Origin of the sequence: Moorena producens 3L (assembly GCF_000211815.1) — a bacterium.
GTDB classification, from domain to species: Bacteria; Cyanobacteriota; Cyanobacteriia; order Cyanobacteriales; family Coleofasciculaceae; genus Moorena; species Moorena producens.
The window spans coordinates 35,121-61,315 of the sequence record NZ_GL890873.1; the positions used below are offsets into that span (position 1 = coordinate 35,121).

Genomic DNA, 26,195 nt, shown 5'->3' on the forward strand with positions numbered 1-26,195 from the left:
AGTAATGCCAGTGTATTGATGCAAAGCGCGAGTGGGGGAAACCACGGCAGACCGCGAGTGGGGAGGGGCTGTGTGCGGAACCTGCGTCCGCACCGCTGTTTGCCCCGTGGGAACCCCCAAGACCGCACTGCCTCCCCTGTTCCGAAGCTGCATCGCTTTTGTAAGTTACACATCCCGTCAATTAGTGAGTTGGGACTGAATTGGGATGGAGTAATTAGAAATTTTTTGGTGCATCAGGACGGAAAAGAAAAGCCAACCAATGTAAACACAGATAACTTTTGGGAAAAAACTATCTTATGGTTCTGATTGAAGCAGAAGGTACTCGCGTAACGCGAGTAAACTACGGCATAACCGGTTTCAACAATATTAATCTCGTTGCTTCAGGGGGTCGAGCCGTCGAGATCACAGACTTTGATAACCCGGTTCCAGTTCCCGGTGTGCTTACCTTTCAATGGACAGCACAGGATGGACCAGCTGGTAAGTACGATATTCGTATTGCCTACTTTGACGAAGAGGATGGGGAATCTCCCCTGACATTTAGTGTCAATGGAGAGGTAGTTGGTACCTATGTTTATAATCTAAACTTACCTGCTAATAGACCTCGGCCAACAGCTGAGCCAAGGAATTATGTCCCTCTGAGGGGTGGCAATTCAAGTGGCACCCTAAGTGCTGAGGCTAATCCAAATAAACCCCTTTTTCAAAACATAGACCTTGCTCCAGGGGATGAAATAGAAATCTCGGTACTGGCAGATAGCAATAATTCTGATTTGAATTTCGAGCGAGGGCGACTTGATGCCATTGAAATTACCCGAATCCCCAGTGTGGATCTGTTCTGGCATAATCCTGTCAGTGCAAAAGTTGGTTTGTGGACTCTAAATGGCCAGGGGACTAGCGTCGAGACGACAGCGTTTATTACCGATCAAAGTGGTCAGGAGGTGTCGGTACCAGACAACACTGGATTTGAAGCTCGTGGTGTTGTGGATTTAGGCGATGGTATCAGGAATCCTCTGTGGCGTGATACCCTAACCGGCGGTGTTGCGGTTTGGAAGATGGAACGCTCCGAGTTCCAGGAAGCAATAATTACTCAGGCACCAGCAGGTCAACCGGGATCAGACCTCAACTGGGAAATCCGTGGCACGGGAGATGTTAACGGTGATAGTGCAGAAGAAATTTTCTGGTACAACACATCCAGCGGAGAAATTGCTGTTTGGGAAATAGATGAAAACGGGTTTCAGAATGCTACGTTTATTACGAATACCAATGGTGACAGGTTGACCATATCACCTAATGATCCCTGGCAGTTAGTTGCGGCTGGAGACATGGATGACGATGGTGACGCAGATGCTATCTGGGAAAATATGAATACCCAAGAGTTTGCCTACTGGAAGCTCGATGGTACTGTTTTCCAGGAGGCAGTGCTGATCGATTCCCGACCAGCAGACGGTCCTTGGGAATTCCGTGGGGCCTATGACGCTAACCGAGATGGTATTAATGATTTCTTCTTCCGTAATTCCGTTACTGGACAGAATGGCATGTGGATAATCGAGAATAACTCACTTAGTAATATTGTCGTTATCGATACGGTTGAGGATCTCAACTTCTCCTTCTACGTTTAGGATAGTCAGCAGCTAGCTTTAGGGACTTGCGTGTAAAAAAAATACCAATTAAAGTAGGGTGGGCAAAGTAATATAATTTAGAATAATCAAAAGAAACAAACTGTTTTTGCCCACCCTACAAGCTAAAAACTGGTATTTGATTTTTTGGCTACTCCCTTACTCTTGTCATTAGAGTGAATGAAAACCCACCCCTTCTGCTTAAGCTCAAGGGGTGGGTTGATTGTTCACTCAAATCTGAATCTAATATCTCCGACTGTTAATCACTTCGTAGTCAGGTACGTTAATTGTTATAGCGGTTTGCGATTTTTTAAGTACATAGTTCTGGGTTTTTATGGAACAGGGCACAGGGCACAGGAAACAGGGCACAGGGCACAGGGCACAGGGAGTAGGGAGTAGGAAACAATAAAAAAATCCTGTGTACCTGATTAATATGAGAACCGTTATAGTGAATTATTAGTTATTAATTGAAAACTGTCAATTTTAAATTTATTGATGACATTATTATGTGGGATTCAGTGGTAAGCATTCACCTAAAGACCAAATACTTAGGTTCAGTTGCTCAGCAATTTATGCCTCAAAAGCGTGAATTGATATCGAAATCATGGAGTCGGTTTACGATCCCAGTCAACGGATGTGGTTTTTAATTCCCGACCACCCCACATTTCCGTCTCGAAAGTAGCACTTTCTCCAGCACTGAGGTTAGGGGGATTGGTGTACATGGAACTGGTGCCAATTACACTGCCGTCATCATCGAGAATTTCATAGTTTACTCGGGTCGAGTAGACAGTTTTGTCGGTTTTGTTGACTACACGACCGATAAGACGGTCATTTTGGAAACTCACTTCGCTAATGACTACTTTGGAGTCTGAGATGCCACATAGACTACTAAGATCTACAAGGGTGCCATTATCGGTTTGCATGTAGCACACTGGTAGCTCAATCTCTGTGCTCGGTACAGGGGAGAAGCCAGAGGCAAGCGTCAGTGGCAGGCTAAACGCCTTGGGAACAATTAGCAGGATTGAGGCAGCTTCTAAAGCAAGGGACAAAGACCAAAATTTCACCATCATGGTCACCTTCTCAAACTGATTACAGGATAAATGGTCAGGGTGGGAGCCCTCAGCCCAAGTTCTCCAAGTGGGGAACCTTGGTGGTTGAGGGTGATTACTAGTTCAGCTAGGTTGATACGGATCGTAAATCCAGTTATTAATCGTAGCGTGGGCAGTGCCTACCAACGCGGTTTGCAAGCTTGATTATCTGTCTGGTGCACTGCCCACCCTACATCAACCTAGGTTGATACGGATCGTAAATCCAGTGATTAATCCTAGGGTGGGCAGTGCCTACCAACGCCCTTTGCAAGCTTGATTATCTGTCTGGTGCACTGCCCACCCTACATGAACTCTAGTTCGGCTGGGTTTGTGTAGCCCCACGGTTGACACAGTGGGGCAAAAAAGGCCTAATAGACTAGCATATTGTAGAAACTACTCAGAAGTTATCCGAAAAATTATTTAATGGTTGGGTGAGAGTGGAGAAATTACTGGTAACTCACTTCAGTAATCCTTTAGACGGCTTGTGGTCTAAAGTAGGCTCCACAACCCCCCAAGACAAATTTTTGGATAGCTTCTAAGCAGCCTACGGGCAATGTACAGCAAGGTGGAAGTTACGATCTACGGCATTTCCACTAGAATTGTTAGTAGCAACCCAAACCCCATTGGTGGTGCCAGCGCGTGTGGCTACAGTAACTTCACCAGATCGTTCAGTGCCAAAGCCTGTAGTACCTAAAGTAGCAGTGTAAGCACACCGACGGACATCCCGGTTGAAAAAGACTTCGTACCGACCGTTCAGAACTTTTCGGGCTCGGCTGGCACCGAATCCGCGACTGAGTGCGCCGTTCCTGGTGACTACAGCAAATACGGTTTTTGCACTGGGGGTGGGGGTAGTGGTTAAAGTAAATTGTTGGTTGCTCGGAGGGGTGGGACGAGGCGCGTTAGTATCTTGTGCTAAGGCTTTGCCTTGAGGAATACCGAGGCTGATTACACCCAAAGATAGAACTACAGACGCAATGGCTACTTTACTACGAAACATGATAAATTTCCTGGTTTGAACCTTGAAGTTTGTAATGTTAATACTGAGGTGTTTCGGTCATTGGCTGACTCGAATTCAACCTCTACTTACATTTCTGAAGCCGATCCAGGATTTACGCAGTGGATTGTTTAATCTTTACAAAACTTAAAAAAAAGCTCTGGTCAAACCTGGCATAAAAAGCCGGAAAATTCCCTAAAACCTAGGATGCTTCAGTAACGCACCCTACTGGTAGCATCAGAAGAAACCCATTAGAAGAAACCATGGCGACCTGTGAGCAGATACCCTGAAAGCGATCGCATGCGATCGCTTTCAGCAGGTGATCAGCTTGGTTACCAAATCGTGACCAGATTACTCCTAACCCTCCCAACACAGGGCTAATATCAAGTCTGGTTGAATACCCATAATTAAGGAGAGAGTGGGGAGGGTGGGAAGTGTGGGAAGTGTGGGAAGTGTGGGGAGATGGGGAGATGGGGAGATGGGGAGATGGGGGAGATTTTGATTAAGGGTAATTATCCCGACATGATATAAGGATAGGTTCTGATTACGATCAGTAGGATGATGGTAAACAGTGATTGACTTTTTGAGACGGACGCGATCGCTTACTTTGATCTGTCAGGATTAGACTTGCCCGAACTAGATCCCAAATCAGCAAAAACTTAGCGCTGATCTGATCTAGCTCTAACAGAATACGATCACCATATACGATCATCATACCAGTCACGATTAAGTTGATCCATGTCAGAAACACCCCAAACCTCAACTCAAGGACAGCTGGACAGTACCATGGCAAGTCATGAGCTAACTGCCACCACAGCCAAATGGTTTGACTATCCAGTGCGAGTCCATCCCCACCACACTGACTATGCTGGTATAGTCTGGCATGGTACCTACATTGGCTGGATGGAGGAAGCGAGGGTGGAGTACTTGCGCTCAATGGGTATGGATTATAGTGATTTTGTCAGGCTAGGATGCGATTTACCAGTAGTAGAACTTTCTTTACGCTATCACCGGGCAATGCCAATGGGCACAGCAGCAGTTGTCAAGACAGCCATCGCCGAAATGAAAGGTTTCCGTATGAAGTGGGATTATAAAATTCAATCCCATGATGGCAAAGAACTTTACCTAACCGGTCGTGTGATTCTAGTAGCCGTTGACCGAGAGCAGGGTAAGATTATGCGCAAATTACCACCAGTGCTAAAGGATTTATTAGATAAGCTTTCTAGTTGAGCCAATCGAACTGAGGTTATTTTACGGTTATTTCACAAAGCAATATCAGCATATTGCCACGCTTGTTGATATTGCTGTTGTACAGTTTCTGCTTCTGCTGTTTTTCCTTGTGCTTGCAAGCTTTGTGCTAAACCATGTAATGACCAACCATTTTCCGGATAAATATCTAAATCATTATGATAAACCCTATACAGCAATTGTACCTGTCCTAACTTCACAATCTTAAAAACATACCCTTGAAAGTCTCCTCCCTCTGACTTATCTGCTTCCCCTGCTCCCTCTAATGCTCTGCTTCTGGGTTATAAATTCCGACCAATCTGCCAATTAATACGGCGGGATACATCACCCCACAAATTCCTTCTAAATTAGTCAGAGCTTTCGCTAGAGGACTGACAGGAGTAATATCCCCATAGCCAACGGTAGTTAAGGTGGTAAAACTGAAATAAAGCAGGTCAAAAGAATTAATTGTTTCTGCTGAATAAGTAAAAGATTTTGGGTTTAATAAATAGATAGTTTCAAAAAACAAAACCCACAGAGTACCAATTAAAAGAAAGACGTTAATACCGCCAACTATGGTATCGATCGTGACTTTGTGACCGCTAAAAATCTTCTCAATCATCAACACAATAGCTAAGAGAAAAAAACCACCATAAATAATATTTGTAGCCACAGCTAGCTTTAAGTTAGAGTATTGATAAATAAACTCGATAAAATCGACTACAAAAGCGAGCAATGAAATGAACAGATAACAATAAAAAAACCTTTTATGTAAATAAAATGTTGTAATTATTACAACTATTGCTCCTAATAAAATTAGGGATAGAATTAAGTCGGCAATTATTGCTTGCGAGAAAAAAGCATAGGCGACAAAAGCCAAAAGCAGCACTAACAAAAGCTGAGTATATTTATTCTTGGCTGAACTCTGTAACTGTTTGAGTCTCATCACTCTCTTGCTCCTTGAAAAAGGATATATAGCAATTCTCATCACAAGTTAGGTACACAGGATTTTTTCCAACTCCCCCCTCCCCGCGCCGGAGCACCCCACTAGCTGTTCTCTGGTCCGAAGATCATTAAAACCCAGGACGAAAGTACTTAAAGCAATTTAGAGCTGTTATATCAATTTAAGAAGATTCCCAGAAACTTAGCGCTATTGACAGTAATTATGTCGGTTTAGCAACTTTAGTTTCGCACCAGGAACTAGTGTAAACTCCACTCACTCTGTAGGGGTGGGTTTAGCTTATGTATCAGCCCAAGACAAACAACCTTGTTACAAACGTTACAAAACCCACCCTTTCCTAGTCAACTGAATTGCTGCATTTAGTCATTAGTCATTTGTAATCCACCAAAGTCTCTTGGTACTTACAAATGACTAATTACTGATGAGTGTTAACCACAGAAGTGATGACTTATGAAATTGCAGGGCAATTCACATTCGTCCCACCTAAACCACAATACCCATTAGGATTTTTAGCCAGGTACTGCTGGTGATAGCCCTCTGCGTAATAAAACTCAGGAGCATCTAGAATCTCTGTGGTAATATTACCATAACCGGCGACCTTCAGAGCTTGCTGATAAGCGTTTTGTGAGGCTTCCGCTAGCTTCTTTTGGTCTTCGGAATAGGTATAAATTCCTGAACGGTACTGAGTACCAGTATCATTGCCTTGGCGCATGCCTTGGGTGGGATTGTGGCTTTCCCAGAAGACTTTCAATAGTGCTTCGTAACTGATTACCTTTGGATCAAATACCACCAGCACCACTTCATTGTGACCGGTCATGGCTGTACAGACCTCTTGATAAGTAGGGTTAGGGGTAATGCCAGCAGCGTAACCTACTGCGGTAGTGAACACTCCCTCTTGTTGCCAGAATCGGCGTTCTGCTCCCCAAAAACATCCCATGCCAAACATCGCCATTTCCAATCCATCAGGATAAGGGGGTTTGAGAGGATTGCCGTTGACGTAGTGACGCTCGGGTACTGGCATGAGTTCTGAGCGTCCGGGTAAGGCTTCCTCAGGAGTAGGCACGGTCAGCTTTTTCTTAAATCCGAAGAGTACCATCAGTTTTGAATCTTAGTTTTGATCACTTACTTAACATTTTGCAACATTTATAGCGTTTGTATATGGGTTGTAAACACACCAATTGCAGGAAAAGGCATGCATGCAAGAGGCAAAAGGCAAGAGGGGAAAGAGCTCCGGAGTTTTATTGGATAAGAAAAAAATACCTCTTAGGTTTACATCTGATTTACAAACCCTATATGAGTAAATTACTCATTCATTAGTGGTAACTACCAATAGACTTTTGGCTGGCTATTGGCTAGCTACTAAGAGACGGTTTATAAAGTAAATCTTAAGACAGCTATAGTCTTGAATATTGGTGGGTTACGGCGGACAGCTCTCTTAAAAGGTGAGCTTTGACAGATATCGCCGCCTAACCCACCCTAGGCAAGGATTTAAGCAAAGTTTAACAAACATTCTCTAAGGACTAAAGACTCAGAGGACTAAACACTCTCCGACTCAGGAGGAGGATTTAGTTTTTGCTAAACTACGATATTCCCAAGCTGGAACAAACTTAGGGTCTCGCCACAACCCTCGCCGATATCGTTTGGCATTGGCTTCAGCACTATCGACCATTTCCGCACTGGGGCAATCTTTCAGATAGGGGCGATATACCTGTGCTAGTCCTTCTTTTACTAGCACTTCCTGGACAAAGGTGCCATCGGTTAAGCGTACTTCACTGACGCTGCGCCCATAGCGGTCAGTATCAGTTACAGTCAAAACTACCTGATTATCGCTTTGTTTAACCAGTTCCTGAAGTCGCTCCTTGGCTTTATTTCCCCATTTGAATTGACTTTTGTCTACCAATTTGCGGCTTTGCTTCTCTTTTTTGGAATGGGCAATTTCTGGAGCGTCGATACAGGCAAACCGAACTTTGACATCCTTGCCAAACCTGTCAGCGACGAGAATGGTATCCCCGTCAGATACCCGTTTGACAGTGTAATTCCCGATTCCTAACTGGTCTAGAAGGGCGGCACATCCAAAGAGACTCAGGATTAGCACAGAGGCTACTATCCATTTGAAAATGTTTGGGATTAGTTGGCGAGTTGGATTCATGGTCTATTACTGTTGACGAGTGTACAACAGTTTAGCTCAAAAACTCTACTGGTGCCTTATTCCGTGCTTCGACGTTCCGAGCAATCCTACTGTCACATCTCACAGCAAAATACTATATACTATTATAGCAATCCGAAGTCAAAGGTGAAAGAAATCCATGCTACTATGGGTAGCCTCTTCACCATCTTGCGATACTTCTAGATTTTTCCATACTTCCATTGGTTACATCCGTTAACCATCCGTTGCTCCAACTGAACACTATCACAACTGCTACAGGGATGGCTCTAGATTTGACTCTGTATTAATTCATGCTCTAAATCTTCACTCCTAACTACTCAATATGACTATGGTGCTTAAAACGATAACTCTAGTGTCTTCAACTCTAGTTTCTTCTCTCTTATGTCTCAGTTTTATAGGGTTGCCAGCTCAAGCCCAATCCAACACTTTTTCTAATTGCGATCTAGGAAGTGATTTAAGTGGTCGTGATTTGAGCTTTGGTAATTTTAGTAACTGTAATTGGAGAAGTGTTAATTTAAGAGGGGCTAATTTATCAGGGGCTTATCTAAATAGTATTCTACTGAATCCTAAACTTCAATCTTACCAACGACGGGCCACCGAAGAAGTAAGTTCGGATCTGACCAATGCCAATCTCCAGGGAGCAGATTTAACTCTCGCTAATTTAGAACGAGCCATCCTGACAAATGCTAATTTAGTAGCTGCTCGTTTATTTGATGCTGATTTAACATCGGCTACATTGGAAAATGCTAAATTAGATAAGGTTTTTGCTCCTGTGGTAATCTTATATGAGGCTAATTTAAAAGGAGCCACATTAAGTTTGGGGGATTTAACCGGTGCGAGCATGGCTAGCTCTGATTTAAGTAATACCTATTTGTATAGAACCAAATTAAGCTATGCTGACTTACAAAATGCTAATCTAAGTGGGGCTAATTTGACCGAGGCTAATTTGACCGAGGCTAACTTAACGGGGGCTAATTTGACTGGGGCTAATTTGACTGGCGCTAATTTGTGTAATGCCACTATGCCCGATGGTACAGTATCTCAGCAAGGTTGTCCTTAATTTCATGATCAAGCAGTAAATTGTAAATTATGGAAAACGAACTGGCAGCAAAAGCCGAAAAAATACCAGAAATCAAAAATGATGTCTGTCGTACCGCAGTAGTAATGGCGGCCAAACGTGCTATTGAATCCAAAAGGGCAGACCGACTTTTTGAAGATCCTTTTGCTGCTCAGTTAGTTGGGTCTAAGGAAATACAGTCTTTGATGGATTCTTGGGAAAAACAAGACGGTAAAGACCCGAAATCAAATACCCTTCGCATCCAGTTTGTGGCAGTGCGAACTAAATTTTTCGATGATTTTCTGATATCTGTAATACCAGAGGTACGTCAAATTGTAATTCTAGGGGTGGGGTACGATACTAGGGCATATCGCCTACCCTTACCACCTGAAATATGTATATACGAGATTGATTTACCAGAAATCATGTCTCGCAAAGAAGCAATTCTTAAGGATATTCCATCTAAATGTCATCGCCAGTCCATCGCTACAGATTTGCAAAAACCTTGGGTGCATTTATTAAAAAATCATGGATATCAATCTAATCAACCTACAGTTTGGTTGATGGAAGGTTTATTGATGTATATGGATAAAAAAGAGATAAATACATTACTGCAAACAATTTCTGATGTCAGTGTCAAAGGGAGTTATTTGGGTGCAGATTTAATAAGTGTAAAGTCGTGGCAGATAGGCTCCAAAACTCAGAAGGGATTAATTAGTAAAAATTGGCGTTTTGGCACAGACGCACCAGAAGAATTATTTACTGCTCATGGGTGGAATGCGTCAGTTATCCAACCGGGAGAAATAAGAGCAAATTATGGACGTTACTCTGTCCAAATCGCACCCCGTTCAGTACCTGGAAGGCGACGTTCGTTTATGGTGACTGCTAAAAAATAATGATGAATATCCTAGACTGACTTACATCTTATTTATCAATACAATACTCTAGATTTAATAAGACATAGGGAAACAAATTTGTAAACCATCCCCCCCAAATTTCTTTAGCTTTTTCGCCTTCAATAAAGGAGTTGACAATACGTTGCCATGGCGGATCACTCTTAGGGAGAATCATGCCATAGAAATCACAGGTCAGTGGTTGATCTGGAGATAAGGTGTACTGGGATGAGGAAAGTCCTTGTCTGGTGACTTCTCCAATTAATAAAATGCCATCGCTGGCAAAGGCATCAATATCGCTATTGACTAATGCTTTGACTCCTTGAGACCTACCTATGTCTCCAGGAAAAACTATTTTCTGAGCATTAGGATAGGTTTGCTCAATAAATGTTTCTGTGAGGCTACTGGGAAGCACTCCAATTTTTAAACTGTCAAGGCTTTGGTAACGATTGAAGACTCTCGGTTGTTGAGAATCTACTAAAAAGTGTGTGCCAGTAATAAAAAATGGTGTTGAGAATTTTACCCCTGCAATATCACTCCTAATAGTATTAGGGCCACACTCCAAATGTACGGTTTCGTCTCGGACAATAGCAAAGCGATTTTCCAAGGTTGATTGAATGGCAACAACTTTTAGTTCTATAGGTTTATTGAGTTCTTCGGCAACCTTGTCTTTTAAGGAATTTAGTAGCTCAAAGCAATACCCTTTCCAATCTCCGTTGGTATCAATGTAGCCAAAGGGAGCAGCATCTTTTCTAATACCAACTTTGATGGTACCAGTTCGTTTAATTTGGTCTAAAACCGTTTCTGAACGCTTCGGTATTGGCTCAATTGCGATTTGTGGTATGATACTTTGGGGAGGTTCACTACCAAAGGATTCCTCTAGTTGTTCTGGCGTTAAAGACTTGACTAAATGTAGCTCTAGGGAATTCTCAGAGAGGAATTTGGCATAGCTAACACTGAGGTAAGGTCGATAGTTTGGCAAATCCCGAATATGAGTATTAACAAAAGCTAAGCTTAAGGCTTTTAGGTAAGAAAGTCCGACCTGAGGATTGGAACCAAGTAATTCTTTAGGAAACAGGGCAAAATCGTCGCCGGATGCACCACTAGTGGAGAAGTGGTTGCCATCAACAATCATTGCCAGATATTTTTCTGGGGTATTGAGCCAAATGAAGGGGTGAATCTGTTCTGGGACAGTTGGTGCTACGATGTCGTGGCTACCTGCCATAATCATGACTGGCACTTGAATGTTACCCAAGCTAGCTGGACCAAGGGCTGTGCTGGTAATAGGATTAACAGCGATTACAGCTTTGACCCGTGGATCCTGCAAGTCATAATTAAACGGGGGTAAGCGATTGGCAAGGCATTGGAGCAGTACAGAGAGATTGAAGGTTGGGTCTTGATCAGGACACACTTGGCGCAGTCTTAAATCATTAATTTCTGCACCTGCTACGGCTAACGCTGTGTAACCCCCGAAGGAATGACCAATCACACCAACCTGTTCCAGATTCAGCTTATTAGCAAAATTAGGGTCAGATTTAGAGAGGTCTTCCAGCTCATCGAGCACATATCTAATATCTAAGGGTCGTTCAATAAACTCTACCGGATTGATTCCATTCGCTAGTCCCTGTAGTACAGCTTGAGAGTATTCAACATTACTCCCGACGTGTTCAGGAACGGCTACAGCAATGCCATGGGATGCTAAGTGTTCTGCTAAATAGGTGAAATGGTTGCGATCTGAGGCAAAGCCATGGGACATGACTACTAAGGGGGCTGGTTTTGGATTGCCTTTGGGTAAGTACAAAGCAACCTCAAACTTGGTTTCTCCGGATAACCCTAGAGGGGATTGACGGCGGCGACCGGAAAGGGTGATGACTTGGTCTGTGAATTGATAAGGACCTGGTTGTTGTAAGTCTGTTAACTGGGAGACATCAACGGTATTCTCAGCAGCGGCTTCTCGGGTGGCTTGGTTTGCGATCGCATTCACCGCTGCATCTCGATATCGAAATAGGGTAGCTAGCTCTTTTCGGACATCAAAGATATAGTCAGTATCAATCAACATCCCCTCGGTGGGAAACTGGCGCACTATATTCATTAGAGTTAGACCTTCGGAGTCAGCTGCTGCCAAAACCAGCGCCCCCCGAAGACTATGTAAACCATTGCGACCAGGGTGGGTTTTGATCATCTTTCCCAAACCTTCCAGAAAGGCTTCTCCCATGGGGGATTTACCTAAGCGGGAGATGGCCACAGGACTGATTTTAATCCGCTTTTGGAGTAGCATCCGCAACTGTTCCAAGGCTTCTGGGTTCAGCATTTGGGCGTAGAACTCAAATTCCTTAGTAATTCTGCCCTCATTGGCGAAAATTTCCAGAGATTCCCGGGAAAGGGACAATTTTAACGGACCATAGTTAAAGTAAATGTATTCTGCACTAAGGGCTGGCTTTGGTTTGACTACTGTGGGGAGTATTCCTAAACCAAGGAATAAGCAAGTATATAAAAAACCTAGTAGTTTCTTGGGTTTGGCTTTTGCTTTCACGAGTCTAGTCTTCTCAGTCTTAGGCTTGTTGAGGAGTAAGCATTCAGCTATCAGCCGTCAGCCGTCAGCTAATCAACGGGAGGTAGTAAACAAGTTTAAGGTGCTGGAACGGCTGGTTGAAAATCCCTGCTCGTTTTACTGATCCGACCCCGTACAGTTAAAGCGCCTGCTAGCACCTCAAGTACCGTGGCACAGGCTTCTAGCCTGTGATCCGCTTAAGCTTATAGCTGATAGCTGACGGCTGAATGCTTACGATGAGGAGCATTATAATACAAACAAACAGCAATGTATTGTTGAGACTTCTAGTTATAATAATTCATTAATTCAAGTCATCGGCAAGTGAATAATTTGGTTAGCTATCAGTTATCAGCTATCAGCTATCAGCTATCAGCTATCAGCTATCAGCTATCAGTCATCAGTCATCAGTTGATGCGCTATATGAACCCTACTTGATGTGCTTTTGAATAAAATAAGCTGACCGCTTACTACTGACCACTGAAGGCTGAACGCTGAATGCTTACATAATTTGGTCTTGATATTCCTGATCATAAGAACATTGTGCAATTATAATTAACTTTTCAATTGGCTTTCAACTGGGCTTGTCTTTCTGCTTTGATTTTCCGGAGTCGAGCCACTGCCGGATGAGGATTCAAGGCTTGAGCTTTACGCTGTTGATGTCCCCAATCTAGCCAGTCAGCAATGTATTTACTGACTGTGTCTTTGTTCTGTAGATAATATAGGATTGTGGCATAGACCTCTTCTAAGGTGAGAGTTGAGTAAATTTTGGCAATTTCTTCAGCAGTACGCTCTTTAAAGAGATACTCATACAATACTGTTTCAATGCCAATTCGATGACCTTTAATCCGAATGTCATCAGGAGCCAGAAAGTTGAAATAGTCTTCTATTTGCATAATAATTGTAATGGCAATCGCGTGTTTAAATTAGATTTACACATAAGATTGATTGCAACAGTAACTAGCGATGCATCTATTGTCGATAATTACAGCGGTTTGCCATTTAGTTAGGTACAAATTTATGGATTTTAGGGAACAGGGAACAGGGAATAGGGAACAGGTAAGTCAGAAGTCGGAAGTCGGAAGTCGGAAGTCGGAAAACAATCCTGTGTACCTGATAGTTATGCAAACCGCCGTATATCCATATTATCATCTATAGTTGATCATAATGAAACCGATATGGCGACTAAGAGGGCAGGTTTTGGATTGCCATAGGGTAACTAATTTATTTGGCGTTGCTGAATAGCGAAATGGTAGCGATTGAGATTAAAAATGCTGAAAACCCCTTGAATACACGCTTCCAGCTTTATTTTCGAAACAAGTACGGTAGAGCCACAATAGTTTCAACCAACTAAATAGTAAAAAAGCGATCGCCTATAAAGGGGCGATCGCTTTTTTTTTCGATTGGATCTGCTGTCCTTCGTTTTCTTCCTAAGTAAAAATTTATAGCGGTTTTTAATTAGGTGAGGTACATTTTTTAAGGAGCAGTAACCAGTAAAGTCAGAAGAGGGAAGAGGTAAAAAATTATGTGTACCTCATTAGGAGAAAAACCGCTATATAAATCAGAAGCTGTTTAAATTAAGATCATAGATTGGCCCATGTGGGGGAGAATAGTTACCCTGAACGTGTATAACCTTACTAAAGGGAACAGAGTAAACAGATACATCCGCATCTGCCCCAGAGCCACGATCATTCCAAACAAATGATGTCTGTTCAGGAGACCATGGTGATATTAAATCATTATGTAGACATTTGTAATCAGGACGGTATGGCTTTGCATAACCTTCTTGAACAACATCTCCAATACAACTATAACCTTGTGGTGGAATTGGTCGCCAAAAAGAGCCATCACGATGTGCTCCACTCCCTGTATCTTTCCATATTAGCGCAAAGTCTATAGGATTAGCTAATGCGCTTTTTTTTAATGGGTTGAAACACAATACATCACCATTAGGCTGACCATAGTTACCTTGTCCATAATCTCCAACAACGAAGAAACCAGGGGTGGGGACTGGCCTGTAAAATGCACCATCTCGCTCAGCTCCAGAACCACGATCATACCAGACAAGATCAAATTTATCACATTTTTGAATGTTTAAGTCAAATAAAGATAAAGCCTTAGCTGACTGTACGTTAACCGTTGCGAAAGCCAAAAGAAGCACAAAAATTGCCAAAAAACGTTTCATTGTTTTTAAGTTTCCTTTATTGATTGTTGTGAAGGGTAAACCCATCTTGTCAATAAACTAGGGGTAGTCCTCAATAAACCAGAGCTTATTGTGCTTATTAACAAGGGATTTTCTAGATATAGTGTTCATTGAATTAAATTAACACTATAGGTAGGAATAAAAAATTATAGGGGTTTACCTTGGATGCTGGTGTTTACCGTGGAAAAATAAGTTAAAACCAGCTTTTTACAAAATTAACGACACTGTTTGCCGCATTTTTGATAAACGTAAAAGCTTTTGAAGCCCACTCAAATATCTTAAGGGCTATTGTTCGCATAAAATCCACCATGTAATTCAATATCGTTGATTGGAAATTAGATAGTGTTTGGGCAAATTTAATCAAACTTGAACGGGAGCATCCCATTTTGGAAACAATATTACCCAAAGCAACGATATTTCAAGGGTTTCAGCCCCCTAAAAAGAGCTAACGTGCCAAATTGGGATGCTCCCACTTGAACGTTGTTCCGGATGTTTATTACCCTGTTCACGAATCTGAGCGTATGAAGTTTGTATCCGTGCTGTCCCATTAGCGATATCAGTTTCTTCCATAGTTTTTAATGTCTGAGTCCAATCAGAATCACTAATATTGTTATTTAATTTCTGATCGGTGACCATGGTTAGTTCATTTTGACGGGTATCATTCCATGAAAGCACGTCTTGTTGGTAAGAACTTTTAAGGTTGTCCTGAAAATCGTTCGGGATAGCTTGTGGTATTTCGGGTTCTACTAAATATACGGATATGTACCGTGGAAGAGGACTTGTAGTCTCGCCTTTAATTGTTGATATAGAATGGGTTTCCATATCTTTCAATACTTTTTAAAATTCATCCGCCTCTATTGTCAAGTTTTCAGAGGTGTGTAGTTTAGTCATTTTTTCCTCACTAGAGTTAATTCAACTATTCAAATCATATTGAATCTGACTCGGGTTGGATAGTACCCTTATGGGTACCTTTTAAAATCTGGGTAAAAACCTGAGGGGGTGACATGAGCCCTAAAAAGCTTAGTAGATAAGGCTTTGATGCCAATGAGCTCAGGGAAGATACAGTCGGAAATTAACCCTCAATTCCTTTTATGGAAGCTTAAACCCTTATAACTACGTGTAAGGTCGCACCCAAAACAGCATGTAGATTTTTGGAACTTATGGGCTAAAACGACTACCCAGTAATGATTTCAGCTAAAGGTACCCTAAAAGGTACCCTAAAAGGTATCCTAAAAGGTACTGTTAAATCTAAATCACGTGCTCTAGTCTATAAAAATAGGAATTTAGATTTTTGATTTTGGGGTAATTTGATAATTTTGTTCTGCCTCTCCCATAAAATTAAGAAGATAATAGCTGGAAGCAAAAACGCTGATGGGGTGACATGAGCCTTGAAAAACTTACTATATAAGGCTTTGAGATCAAAGATCTTAGGTAAGATACAGACCCAAATTGACCTTCCTTTCATTTTCTGGAAGCTCAAACCCTTATAACATAGTCCAATGTCATCCCAAAACAGCATGTATCTTTTTGTAAATTATGGCTGAAATTATTAGCCAATAAGGATTTCAGCTTGCCTGTTGCGCCCCAGCAAGAACGTCCAATTATTTAATAAGGATAACTTTGTGAAAAAAATACTACTGATAAGCTTTCAGGTTTTTATAATTACACAGGTGTTGATGTTCGCTATCGTTATACAACCCGCGATGGCAAATCAATTTTTAGATAATCCAAGGAACAACCTAGAGTTAGCAGGTGCTCCCGACCAAAGTAATGGTAAATTTTTCAAATCTTTAGATTATATTTTTTTTAGGATAAATGATGACAACAATTCCCTGTCAGATCAAAATAAAATTCCTGGAATTATCCTTGAATTATATAAAAAGATGGAATTTGGATTCAACGAATGTAATGTCGAGTGGGGTAGGCTACAGTCCGGAGTCAGTAAAAAAGATATGATAAAATTGGCTACTGAAGACAATGCCAATGGATTCACCTATAATGCTGCACTTAAGTCCGGCTACATCCTGATTGGAGACTATCCCTATGGCTGTGAATCACCCCCCAATGATTGGACTCTCTACCTGCTACTACCTAAAATTGGAGATGCAGAGTGGAATGCGACGTTATTTAATATGGCTGAAAGGGATATCAATAATGCCAAAGGAAGTATAATGAATACATACGCAAATATTAAAAAACAAGGATATCAACATCCGGAAAATCGTGTTCGTCTAATTAAATCAGCACAAGAATTATCAAATGAAATATCGTCTGCTCTGAATGGCTTATTTTAGGGCGTTGCTTAATAATGGAATAATTTTAAGAGTTTTGTGGAATGGGCTAGATGCCCATTCCTTATTTTTTCGGGCGGGCAGGATGCCCACCCTACTTCTATTCATTCGTTGATTCAGCAACGCCGCTAATTTTAGTCTAAATTGGAGTCAACTTGTAGAGTCAACTTGGGCTATGTTTGCTCAATCTCAGAAATAATTCCTGGCTCCCATTGAATGACCACTCCCCGATCGGGTGATACCTCGGCTTGGTGGCTCTGGAATGCTAAGTTACTCTGTCTTAAGGGAAAATATAGTTTGCTGGGACGTTGCTGATGGAGACAGGAAACTATTGGGAAATTCTCCGCCATCTTCCCCATCTCTTTAGTGTTGTATTAAAAATCGGGCAAATATGACTACTACTTCCACTGGACCCTGGCAATTCTGGATTGATCGAGGTGGTACCTTTACGGACATTGTGGCAAAACGCCCGGATGGGCAGTTGATAATTCATAAGCTGCTTTCGGAAAATCCTGAACGGTACCAAGATGCTGGAGTACAGGGAATTCGAGAGATTTTAGATATTCCTGTTGATAGGCCGATACCAAGTGATGCCATTGAAGCGATCAAGATGGGAACGACAGTAGCCACCAATGCCTTATTGGAACGGAAAGGCGATCGCACTGTCCTAGTGATTACCAAGGGCTTCCAAGATGCCTTGCGCATTGGTTATCAAAATCGCCCCAATATCTTTGCCCGTGAAATTGTGCTCCCTGAAATGCTCTATGAACGGGTGATTGAGATAGAAGAACGGTACAGTGCCCTGGGTGAAGAGCTAATCCCCATCAATCTGCTTGAAACCCGCCAATCCTTGCAAGCTGCTTATGATGAAGGTATTCGTAGCTGCGCCATTGTCTTGATGCACGGCTATCGCTATCCCACTCATGAACAAGAGATAGCCACTATCGCATTAGAGATTGGTTTTACCCAAATATCAGTATCTCATCAAGTCACCCCTTTGATGAAATTAGTCAGTCGGGGGGATACCACAGTGGTTGATGCTTATTTATCACCGATTCTGCGTCGCTATGTAGATCAGGTAGAACAACAGTTGCAGCTTGGCGGCTTGACCAATGAAGGTTTGGAAAATAACCTTGAAGCTACCCGGTCTGAAGGCTTACAGGGAAAAACTTCTGGACTATTGATGTTCATGCAGTCAAACGGAGGACTGGCGGACGCGCAACAGTTTCAAGGGAAGGATAGTATTTTATCAGGACCTGCTGGGGGTATTGTCGGAGCAGTACAGACTAGTCGAATTGCTGGTTTTGAAAAGATCATTACCTTTGATATGGGTGGCACCTCTACAGATGTGGCCCATTACAACGGGGAATATGAGCGTACCTTTGAAACTAAGATTGCTGGGGTGCGGCTGCGCACGCCAATGATGGCAATTAATACAGTAGCTGCCGGTGGTGGCTCCATTGTCCAGTTTGATGGTGCCCGTTATCGGGTAGGACCAGAGTCGGCTGGGGCAAATCCAGGTCCTGCTTCCTACGGTAAGGGGGGTCCGTTGACGGTGACCGATTGCAATGTGATGGTAGGGAAGTTGCAGCCAGGATTTTTTCCCAAGGTGTTTGGAGCGGATGGTAACTTGCCGTTGGATGCTGAGGTGGTCAGCCAGAGGTTTGAAGGATTGGTAGAAGAGATTGGGGATAACCGCAAACCAGAGGAAGTAGCAGCAGGATTTTTAGCGATCGCAGTCGAGAAGATGGCCAATGCCATTAAACAGATTTCTCTACAACGGGGCTATGACGTTTCCGAGTATACCCTATGTTGCTTTGGGGGTGCTGGTGGCCAGCATGGGTGTTTAATTGCCGAAGCCTTAGGGATCAAGCGAGTGTTCATTCATCCCTTTGCTGGAGTATTGTCCGCTTATGGCATGGGTTTAGCCGATATCAGGGTATTGAAAGAACAGTCAGTTGAAGCTGAGTTAGTAGAGGGGTTGGAGTTAGAGGGAATTTTGGCCAAGTTGGTGGCTCAGGGAATAGAAGAGTTGAACCACAACCATACCCAGGATCGGAATAGTAATGAGGTTGAAGTCATTCGGCGAGTCCATTTGCGCTATGAAGGCACCGATTCAGCCTTGGTTGTTGGGTTTGGTGGGATTGATCAGATCACGGAAGAGTTTGAGGGATTGCATCAACAGCGCTATGGATTTATCGTGCCAGGGAAAAAGTTGATGGTCGAAGCGGTGTCGGTAGAGTTAGTTCAGCGGATGGCTATCCCAACAGAACCCATACGGTCTCGTCAGAGTGGGGAAATGTGTGCTCCCGTTGCCACAGTGCAGATGTATACGGCTAATCGGTGGTGGGATACCCCTGTGTTTAGGCGAGAGGATTGGCAGCCAGGGGATTCGGTGTTTGGTCCGGCATTAATTATTGAGGCAACCGGAACCAATGTGATTGAGCCTGGTTGGAAAGCAGAGGTGACTGAACGGAATCATTTGATTTTAGTTAAATCTGGTTTGGGGGAGCAGGAAGATAACCTGGAAATGTTGACAAATAGCACTATAGATAACCTGCAAGCAAATACCGTCGAAGCTTCACCCCATCCTGACCCTGTCATGCTGGAAATCTTTAACAATCTATTCCGTTCCATAGCAGAGCAAATGGGGACAACTCTCCAAAATACCAGTTATTCAGTCAATATCAAGGAACGGCTAGACTTTTCCTGTGCGATTTTCGACCAACAAGGGCAATTGGTGGCCAATGCGCCCCATATTCCAGTGCATTTGGGGTCAATGAGTGAAAGTGTCCGCAGCTTGATTGATGCCCATGGTGATACTCTCAAACCTGGAGATGTCTATATTCTCAACAATCCCTATAACGGTGGCACTCATCTCCCAGATGTCACCCTTGTTACCCCAGTTTTCCTCAACTCTTCCCTAGGGCTAAAGGAACCTTCTCCCCTCTCCCCTCTATTCTTTGTCGCTTCCCGAGGACACCATGCTGACATCGGTGGTATCACTCCCGGTTCCATGCCTCCTAATAGTACGAGCGTGAAGGAAGAAGGGGTATTAATTGATAATTTCCTGCTGGTTGAGAATGGTAAATTCCGAGAAAATGAAATAACCCAACTTCTGTTAGGGGGTCAATACCCAGTCCGGAATCTGACTCAGAATATAGCTGATTTACAGGCACAGATTGCTGCCAATGAAAAGGGTGTCCAAGAGTTACGGCAGATGGTAGCCCACTATGGATTAGAGACAGTGCAAGCCTATATGGGTTATGTCCAAGATAATGCTGAGGAGTCGGTGCGCCGAGTGATTGATGTGCTGACAGATGGCAGTTTCAGCTATCAGTTAGATGGGGGTGCTAAGATTCAGGTCACGATTACTATTGACCGGGACAACCGTAGTGCCAAAATTGATTTTACGGGTACGTCTGCTCAGTTAGATAGTAATTTTAATGCACCGTCAGCGGTATGCAAAGCAGCAGTGCTATACGTTTTCCGCACCCTAGTGGATGATGATATTCCCCTGAATGCTGGTTGTCTGAAGCCTTTGGAGGTGATTATTCCGGAAGGTTCTATGCTCAATCCCCGTTATCCAGCAGCAGTGGTAGCGGGGAATGTGGAAACATCCCAAGCAATAACCGATGCCCTCTATGGTGCTTTAGGAGTGATGGCGGCTTCTCAGGGTACTATGAATAATTTTACCTTTGGCAATGAGCGCTATCAATACTATGAAACTATTTGTGGAGGCTCTGGGGCAGGGGTTGATTTTGATGGAACAGATGCGGTACATACTCACATGACCAATTCTCGCTTAACTGACCCAGAAGTGTTGGAATGGCGATTTCCAGTACTTTTGGAAAGGTTTGGGATTCGCCCTGATAGTGGCGGTAAGGGCGTTCATTGTGGGGGTAATGGCGTAATTCGCCAGATTCGTTTCCTAGAACCTATGACCGCAGGCATTCTATCTGGACGTCGAGTGGTGAAGCCTTTTGGGTTAAATGGTGGTGAAGCGGGTGCTTTGGGAAAAAATTATGTGGAACGGAAGGATGGAACCGTTGAGGAGTTGGGTAATACTGCGGTGGTGGAAATGAATACAGGTGATGTGTTTGTGATTGAGACCCCTGGAGGTGGGGGATTTGGTTTCGATAGTGGTGATAGTGAATCCTAATCGGTAGCAGGCCAATGCGATCGCATTGGTGTTTCCTTTGGGCTAGGGCAACAGGATAAATGCTGCATAAATAAGATCAGCATTTATCCTAGGCAACGCTAACTAAGCATTAGCTTAGACCTAAGTCGATAGATTACCCATCAACATGGGTTAGCGACGATTAAAGAATCCTAAAGTATGGGCTACTTAAAAGTCTTAACGGTCTAGTAGGTTAATGCTTAGACCAGTAGCAGCACCTTTAACCGCATTATCTACTACTGAGCCATTGTCAATGATTACGCCAGTGACAACACTAGCAGCAGCACCAAACCCGACATCTTGAACTAGACTCCCAGCACTGTTACGCTGAGCTCTAGTTCTATCCCGCTTACTAGCACTGACAGCAGCACCAGCGGCAGCGCCATTGGCAGTATTACCGATCAGTGAGCCGTTGTCAGTTAATTCTCCAATTACTGCACCAGCAGCCGCACCAATACCGATATCTCTTAATAAATCATCAGCAGCTGCCGGTGCAGCGGGTAGTAGTGTTGCGCCTACAAAACCGGTTGTGATCAGTCCTGGTAGTAGAGCACCGAAAATCCCTTTCATCTTTTTGTCCTCTAAATGTAGCAATCGATCTACTGCTCTTAGGTTAGATCTGTCTCTTGAGAGATAACCTCTTCCATTAGGATTATTAGACTGACTGAATCTCCAAAAGGTTCCTAAATATATATACCGCTAAGCCCTATATAGTATTTCCAAATGAATTGGAAACAAGGCTTAGAGTTTTTGACCTTGTCTTGATGCAAAGCGCGAGTGGGGGAAACCCCCGCATGAACGCGCTGCATCGCTACCAAAAATTCCTCTATAATTTCTTGCCTCTTGCCTCTTGCCTCTTGCCTCTTGCCTTACTAGGGAATAATTGCGAACACCCTTGCTGGAAAACCAGAACCTTTCAGGGGCTTAGGAAAGGTTACTATTGCGATCGCACCATACTCCGGCACCTGATTCAAGTTAGTCAGCAACTCGATCTGATACTTGTCTTGACTTATAGTATAATTCTGGAGCGTTGCTGGAAAATGCCATTACCCTGAAGTCCAGTAATCAAGTTGAGCAAGAAATTAGCAAAGTCGTGATATCCTTCCGATGTTAGCCAGTTGTCTAACAGCTGTTTGGAGCAGACGGTCCGAGAAACCTCTCGCCATCCTCAAATTTTGGGCAAGGGCGTGCCGGTGAAACCTCCAGTTATGCACTTGAGATTTAACTACGGAGAGAATAAAATGTTTTTTGTAGACAAGCCATATGTCTCTGAATTTTTAAAAAGAACTGTCAAAGACAATGGTATCCCTGTAGTAGGTACAGATATAGCCAAGAAGTTAGGGCTTTATAGTGGGACAAACCTAATTAGTGAAGAGCGAGCCATTGAAATGGTTCGAGAGTTAGATAATCCGATCATATATACCACATCTGAAAATGCGATTGGTTGGATATCGAAATATTTAGCTTTTAGCAATCTTCCTCGAAAAATACAGTTATTTAAAAATAAGGTTAAATTTCGAGAACTAATCCAAACAATAGATCCAAACTTCTACTTCAAAGAGGTTCGCACCGACGATTTAAAAAAGATTCAGGTTAAGGAAATTCCACTCCCATGTATCATCAAGCCAAAGGTTGGTTTTTTTAGCATGGGAGTTTATCAGATTTCAAGTCAGGAGCAGTGGTTTAAAACCATTGATTCAATAATTGCAGACACTGCTCCAATGAAAGATTTATACCCTAAGGAGGTATTGGACACTAGTTCATTTATAATTGAACAATATATTACTGGTGAAGAATTCGCTGTTGATGCCTATTATAATTCAACTGGTGAGCCGGTTATTCTAAATATCCTTAAACACATATTTTCCTCAGATGCTGATGTTAGTGATCGGCTTTATATTTCTTCAAAAGCAATCATCGAAAGTAATCTTGAAGAATTTACCGATTTTTTAGATAAAATTGGTAAATTTGCTGGAGTAAAAAATTTTCCAGTACATATTGAGCTTAGACGAGACAATCAAGGTAATTTATTACCGATCGAAGTCAATCCGATGCGGTTTGGGGGTTGGTGTACTACCCCAGATATGTCTTTCTTTGCCTATGGATTTAATCCTTACCTATACTATTACTTACAAAAAAAACCAGATTGTAATGAGATTATTAAAGGAAAAGAAGGAAAAATTTTTAGTATTGTAATCTTAGATAACTCCACTGGTATAGATGTAGATAGTATTAACTCATTTGATTATGATCAGCTAGTTTCAAATTTTGAAAAACCAATAGAACTAAGAAAAACTGATTACAAAGAGTACCCTGTCTTTGGTTTCTTGTTCACGGAAACCAGAGAGGATAATTTTCTTGAGCTTAAAAACATCCTAAATTCAGACTTGAATGAGTTTATATCCACCACTGTTATAACCTGAGACCGAAGAGCCAAGAATTATCGCCCACAGTCGTTAAATTTAGGTGCGACCCCTGGCGAATTAAATTAGCCGTTCGCTTTCCGTTCGCCGTAGGCGACGGAAAGCGCACCTCCATTGATTAAGGCCTCAGAAGAAACCTTAGAATAAAGGCTTAGTCTGAGGCCTTAATCAATAAATTTTGACCCTTTTCTGCATAGCCTGCCAACTAGAAAGGCGACCCTATCCTTACGGTAACTTCTAACCACTATTCTTACAGTAACTTCTAACCACGCCGACCTTGATCCTAGGTCGCCGCTACGCGAACGGTGCTGACGTGGGGCATAAGCGCGGATGAAGCTAACTGAATCTCCAAAAGGTTCCTAAATATATATAGCGCTAAGCTCTATATACCCATTCGATTGATTTGTGATTTATTACTGCTAGAGATAATCATGAATCGATCAATGCGATCGCTAACTTAAACTGCAGCACTAAACAGCAGCAGTAAATTCCAGCACTAGGGAATAATTGCGAACACCCTTGCTGGAAAACCAGAACCTTTCAGGGGCTTAGGAAACGTTACTATTGCGATCGCACCATACTCCGGCACCTGATTCAAGTTAGTCAGCAACTCAATCTGATACTTGTCTTGGCTGAGAATATAGTTTTCTAGGGAATAGTCCCCTTGGCTAGTGGCAATTCCAGGGTCAGTATCAGTTGGTTCATGACCGGAAGCAGTAATGTAGCGTTCTTCGTAAAGATATTTCAGTACTTCAGCACTCCAGCCAGGATAATGGGCAATACCATTAGCGTCAGCATTACGCATTTTGGTCATACTTGGCCAAGCCTTAGACCAATCCGTACGCATTGCTACAAATGCCCCTTCTGGCACCAAACCATATTTCTGTTCCCAAGCTTGTACATCTTCCAGGGTAATTTGATAGTCGGGGTTGTGACTGACCTTGTCGCTGACATCGATTACCACCAGGGGTAGCACCATTTCAGTGACCGGGATTTCATCCTGAAACCGTTTACCCCTGACGAAATGAGCTGGCGGATCAACATGGGTACCCCACTGACCAGGAATATTATAGCGCTGTGCCCAAAATCCAGACCCCTTGGTGCCAATCATCTCATCGTAGTAGTAGGTTGTGGTGCGTGTTTCAGGATCAAAGCCTGGCCAGTGGGGAATCTGGGGATGAAAGGTATGGGTTAAATCCACAAACTCATGAGACTTTAGTTCTGCTAATTTATCCCAAAGACTGGGGTACTCAGCGGTTTGGGCAGTGCTCGGGTTTGCCAAACCGACTATGACAATCATGGTTAAGACCAACAAAGCTTTACGCAACATGGCTCTTGCCTATAAAAAGTATGAAATGAAGTATCAAGGATTCAGCATAAACCATGAAGCATTAAGGATTAAGAATGAATCAGTGTAAGCATTCAGCTATTAGCCATCAGCTATCAGCCATCAGCTATCAGCAGTCAGCTGACTGCTTTTCCCGTAGCGTGCGCGTAGCGCATATGCTTACGAATCAGTATCCATGCTTTATCCATATGTTCTACCCATACCAAAAATGCTATAGACCAGTTACTTCCTATATTCATTACTCAGGACTGACGTACTGACGCACTTATTCACTCAATTCGACGTCAAACGCTTAGAAATCTGGTTAATTAGTCCACTAACTATGGCTCCAGCCATCAGCACGCCAATGGCGGGAGTAAATACTGGTTCCCAAAGGCTGTACCATAGTTCCAGTCCTAAGGGAATACCAACCGAACGACCAACCAATGCGATCGCAAACCAAAAAAAGCTCAATAAGACTAGAAAAACATCGAACATTAAAACTTGGTTAAGCCAACGGAGCAGTTGCTCTTTCATCTTCAAAATTTCTGGAATTTTAGTTTACTTGTCAACGTTATTAGTTTATTGGTGTGCAGTCATGCTGGTCAAGAGTGAAATAATCGAACTTAAAACCCACGAACCTATCGCCATCTACAATATCACCGATTACATCAGCAAATTACTAGAGGTTACTGGGGTTAAAAACGGTCATGCTTTAGTCTTTTCCAGACATACAACTACTGCGTTAGCAATTAATGAATATGAAGAACGATTACTCGAAGATATCAAAGTCCATCTAAACAAGCTAGCCCCTAAAGATGGTAAATATCTCCATAATGACCTGCACTTAAGGATTGTACCTCCTGATGAGCCGATCAATGCCCACTCTCACCTAATGGCAATGATGCTAAACAACAGCGAATATATTCCTATTATTGATGGCAAATTAGCTTTGGGCACCTGGCAATCGGTTTTATTCGTTGAATTAGATGGACCTAGAGACAGAACTGTTTTAATTCAACTATGTGGTGAAACCTAAAAACTGTCTTACTACGAATTGGCTGAAGCAGAACGGTTTAACTAAACCTCCTTATCCTAATTATAGATAATTATAGATAGAATGAACTGAGCAAACTCTGTTAATACATTGGTATCAAAGTTGTGTTAAACTAGATAATATTGGACTCGCTCTCACTAATAATCCTTTTCCTTCTCAGAAGGTG

Annotated in this window: 26 protein-coding genes and 1 pseudogene; 9 read left to right on the forward strand and 18 right to left on the reverse strand. The window is 42.7% G+C overall.

The features are described 5' to 3' along the window. Positions 1-296: 296 nt before the first annotated feature. Positions 297-1,616, forward strand: coding sequence for a hypothetical protein (locus LYNGBM3L_RS12020; RefSeq protein WP_008183071.1), 1,320 nt, complete (start codon positions 297-299; stop codon positions 1,614-1,616). A 599-nt stretch (positions 1,617-2,215) separates the two neighbouring features. Here the strand turns inward: LYNGBM3L_RS12020 and LYNGBM3L_RS12025 are convergent. The 5 genes from LYNGBM3L_RS12025 to LYNGBM3L_RS43345 all read right to left on the reverse strand — a co-directional run bounded on the left by LYNGBM3L_RS12025 (position 2,216) and on the right by LYNGBM3L_RS43345 (position 4,419). Then, positions 2,216-2,683: an FxLYD domain-containing protein gene (locus LYNGBM3L_RS12025; protein WP_008183073.1), complete on the reverse strand. Its 468-nt coding sequence runs from the start codon at positions 2,681-2,683 to the stop codon at positions 2,216-2,218. 562 nt (positions 2,684-3,245) lie between these two features. Continuing rightward, entirely contained in the window at positions 3,246-3,698 is a 453-nt protein-coding gene (locus LYNGBM3L_RS33895; RefSeq protein ID WP_008183077.1) for a hypothetical protein, read from the reverse strand. Between the two features lie 199 nt (positions 3,699-3,897). Beyond that, a complete protein-coding gene (locus tag LYNGBM3L_RS43340; RefSeq protein ID WP_154659760.1) occupies positions 3,898-4,068 on the reverse strand; it encodes a hypothetical protein in 171 nt (56 codons plus the stop codon). Beyond that, the gene (locus tag LYNGBM3L_RS50830; protein ID WP_499881084.1) at positions 4,053-4,307 is read right to left on the reverse strand and encodes a ferredoxin-thioredoxin reductase variable chain; all 255 of its coding nucleotides are present in this window, start codon (positions 4,305-4,307) and stop codon (positions 4,053-4,055) included. The genes LYNGBM3L_RS43340 and LYNGBM3L_RS50830 overlap by 16 nt, the downstream gene beginning before the upstream one ends. After that, a complete protein-coding gene (locus LYNGBM3L_RS43345) occupies positions 4,246-4,419 on the reverse strand; it encodes a hypothetical protein (RefSeq protein WP_154659761.1) in 174 nt (57 codons plus the stop codon). The genes LYNGBM3L_RS50830 and LYNGBM3L_RS43345 overlap by 62 nt, the downstream gene beginning before the upstream one ends. Before the next feature lie 14 nt (positions 4,420-4,433). Between LYNGBM3L_RS43345 and LYNGBM3L_RS12040 the strand changes: the two genes are divergently transcribed. Next, on the forward strand, positions 4,434-4,925 hold the full coding sequence (locus LYNGBM3L_RS12040; protein ID WP_008183079.1) for an acyl-CoA thioesterase: 492 nt from the start codon (positions 4,434-4,436) through the stop codon (positions 4,923-4,925). A 32-nt stretch (positions 4,926-4,957) separates the two neighbouring features. Here the strand turns inward: LYNGBM3L_RS12040 and LYNGBM3L_RS45665 are convergent, their stop codons facing one another. From LYNGBM3L_RS45665 to LYNGBM3L_RS12060, 4 genes are all read right to left on the reverse strand, one after another. Next, positions 4,958-5,122 carry a hypothetical protein gene (locus LYNGBM3L_RS45665; RefSeq protein ID WP_154659762.1) on the reverse strand — a complete coding sequence of 55 codons (165 nt, stop codon included), beginning with the start codon at positions 5,120-5,122 and terminating at the stop codon, positions 4,958-4,960. Positions 5,123-5,205: 83 nt separating this feature from the next. Next, on the reverse strand, positions 5,206-5,868 hold the full coding sequence (locus LYNGBM3L_RS12050; protein WP_008183083.1) for a potassium channel family protein: 663 nt from the start codon (positions 5,866-5,868) through the stop codon (positions 5,206-5,208). 463 nt (positions 5,869-6,331) lie between these two features. Continuing rightward, positions 6,332-6,979 (reverse strand): peptide-methionine (S)-S-oxide reductase MsrA, encoded by a 648-nt coding sequence (gene msrA, locus LYNGBM3L_RS12055; RefSeq protein ID WP_008183085.1) that lies wholly within the window; start codon positions 6,977-6,979, stop codon positions 6,332-6,334. Between the two features lie 456 nt (positions 6,980-7,435). Then, positions 7,436-8,032, reverse strand: a complete 597-nt coding sequence (locus LYNGBM3L_RS12060) for a thermonuclease family protein (RefSeq protein ID WP_008183086.1) — start codon at positions 8,030-8,032, stop codon at positions 7,436-7,438. Between the two features lie 346 nt (positions 8,033-8,378). Here LYNGBM3L_RS12060 and LYNGBM3L_RS33900 point away from each other — a divergent pair, with 346 nt between their 5' ends. Together LYNGBM3L_RS33900 and LYNGBM3L_RS12070 are read left to right on the forward strand one after the other, a co-directional pair. Beyond that, the gene (locus LYNGBM3L_RS33900; protein WP_161603154.1) at positions 8,379-9,110 is read left to right on the forward strand and encodes a pentapeptide repeat-containing protein; all 732 of its coding nucleotides are present in this window, start codon (positions 8,379-8,381) and stop codon (positions 9,108-9,110) included. Between the two features lie 29 nt (positions 9,111-9,139). After that, the gene (locus LYNGBM3L_RS12070; RefSeq protein WP_008183089.1) at positions 9,140-10,003 is read left to right on the forward strand and encodes an SAM-dependent methyltransferase; all 864 of its coding nucleotides are present in this window, start codon (positions 9,140-9,142) and stop codon (positions 10,001-10,003) included. A gap of 28 nt (positions 10,004-10,031) precedes the next feature. Here LYNGBM3L_RS12070 and LYNGBM3L_RS12075 read toward each other — a convergent pair whose 3' ends face one another. Then, the gene (locus LYNGBM3L_RS12075; RefSeq protein ID WP_229414448.1) at positions 10,032-12,389 is read right to left on the reverse strand and encodes an alpha/beta fold hydrolase; all 2,358 of its coding nucleotides are present in this window, start codon (positions 12,387-12,389) and stop codon (positions 10,032-10,034) included. A 25-nt stretch (positions 12,390-12,414) separates the two neighbouring features. Here LYNGBM3L_RS12075 and LYNGBM3L_RS47290 point away from each other — a divergent pair, with 25 nt between their 5' ends. Beyond that, the gene (locus LYNGBM3L_RS47290) at positions 12,415-12,675 is read left to right on the forward strand and encodes a hypothetical protein (protein ID WP_229414449.1); all 261 of its coding nucleotides are present in this window, start codon (positions 12,415-12,417) and stop codon (positions 12,673-12,675) included. Between the two features lie 436 nt (positions 12,676-13,111). On the opposite strand, the gene LYNGBM3L_RS12080 is transcribed toward LYNGBM3L_RS47290, so the two are convergent. From LYNGBM3L_RS12080 to LYNGBM3L_RS43355, 3 genes are all read right to left on the reverse strand, one after another. Further along, the gene (locus LYNGBM3L_RS12080) at positions 13,112-13,444 is read right to left on the reverse strand and encodes a DUF433 domain-containing protein (protein ID WP_008183096.1); all 333 of its coding nucleotides are present in this window, start codon (positions 13,442-13,444) and stop codon (positions 13,112-13,114) included. Between the two features lie 665 nt (positions 13,445-14,109). After that, positions 14,110-14,778: a Vps62-related protein gene (locus LYNGBM3L_RS12085; RefSeq protein WP_008183097.1), complete on the reverse strand. Its 669-nt coding sequence runs from the start codon at positions 14,776-14,778 to the stop codon at positions 14,110-14,112. Positions 14,779-15,186: 408 nt separating this feature from the next. Then, a complete protein-coding gene (locus LYNGBM3L_RS43355) occupies positions 15,187-15,582 on the reverse strand; it encodes a hypothetical protein (protein WP_008183100.1) in 396 nt (131 codons plus the stop codon). An 872-nt stretch (positions 15,583-16,454) separates the two neighbouring features. On the opposite strand from LYNGBM3L_RS43355, the gene LYNGBM3L_RS12100 reads away from it, so the two are divergent. Beyond that, on the forward strand, positions 16,455-17,045 hold the full coding sequence (locus LYNGBM3L_RS12100; protein ID WP_044492853.1) for a hypothetical protein: 591 nt from the start codon (positions 16,455-16,457) through the stop codon (positions 17,043-17,045). A gap of 170 nt (positions 17,046-17,215) precedes the next feature. Here LYNGBM3L_RS12100 and LYNGBM3L_RS43360 read toward each other — a convergent pair whose 3' ends face one another. Then, positions 17,216-17,392: a hypothetical protein gene (locus tag LYNGBM3L_RS43360; RefSeq protein ID WP_154659763.1), complete on the reverse strand. Its 177-nt coding sequence runs from the start codon at positions 17,390-17,392 to the stop codon at positions 17,216-17,218. A 41-nt stretch (positions 17,393-17,433) separates the two neighbouring features. Here LYNGBM3L_RS43360 and LYNGBM3L_RS12105 point away from each other — a divergent pair, with 41 nt between their 5' ends. Beyond that, positions 17,434-21,204: a hydantoinase B/oxoprolinase family protein gene (locus LYNGBM3L_RS12105; RefSeq protein WP_008183108.1), complete on the forward strand. Its 3,771-nt coding sequence runs from the start codon at positions 17,434-17,436 to the stop codon at positions 21,202-21,204. Between the two features lie 195 nt (positions 21,205-21,399). Here the strand turns inward: LYNGBM3L_RS12105 and LYNGBM3L_RS12110 are convergent, their stop codons facing one another. Both LYNGBM3L_RS12110 and LYNGBM3L_RS50355 read right to left on the reverse strand, forming a co-directional pair. Then, positions 21,400-21,792, reverse strand: a complete 393-nt coding sequence (locus LYNGBM3L_RS12110; RefSeq protein ID WP_008183110.1) for a hypothetical protein — start codon at positions 21,790-21,792, stop codon at positions 21,400-21,402. 302 nt (positions 21,793-22,094) lie between these two features. Next, positions 22,095-22,229 (reverse strand): annotated as a pseudogene (locus LYNGBM3L_RS50355) (cyclase family protein); the annotation flags it as partial. Between the two features lie 234 nt (positions 22,230-22,463). Here LYNGBM3L_RS50355 and LYNGBM3L_RS12115 point away from each other — a divergent pair. Further along, positions 22,464-23,645 carry an ATP-grasp domain-containing protein gene (locus tag LYNGBM3L_RS12115; RefSeq protein WP_044492868.1) on the forward strand — a complete coding sequence of 394 codons (1,182 nt, stop codon included), beginning with the start codon at positions 22,464-22,466 and terminating at the stop codon, positions 23,643-23,645. 496 nt (positions 23,646-24,141) lie between these two features. Here LYNGBM3L_RS12115 and LYNGBM3L_RS12120 read toward each other — a convergent pair whose 3' ends face one another. Continuing rightward, entirely contained in the window at positions 24,142-24,975 is an 834-nt protein-coding gene (locus LYNGBM3L_RS12120) for a cyclase family protein (protein ID WP_008183115.1), read from the reverse strand. A 291-nt stretch (positions 24,976-25,266) separates the two neighbouring features. Next, positions 25,267-25,509: a DUF8620 family protein gene (locus LYNGBM3L_RS12125; protein ID WP_008183116.1), complete on the reverse strand. Its 243-nt coding sequence runs from the start codon at positions 25,507-25,509 to the stop codon at positions 25,267-25,269. A gap of 61 nt (positions 25,510-25,570) precedes the next feature. Between LYNGBM3L_RS12125 and LYNGBM3L_RS12130 the strand changes: the two genes are divergently transcribed. After that, complete coding sequence (locus LYNGBM3L_RS12130; RefSeq protein ID WP_008183118.1) at positions 25,571-26,011, forward strand: secondary thiamine-phosphate synthase enzyme YjbQ; 441 nt, start codon at positions 25,571-25,573, stop codon at positions 26,009-26,011. Positions 26,012-26,195 lie beyond the last annotated feature (184 nt).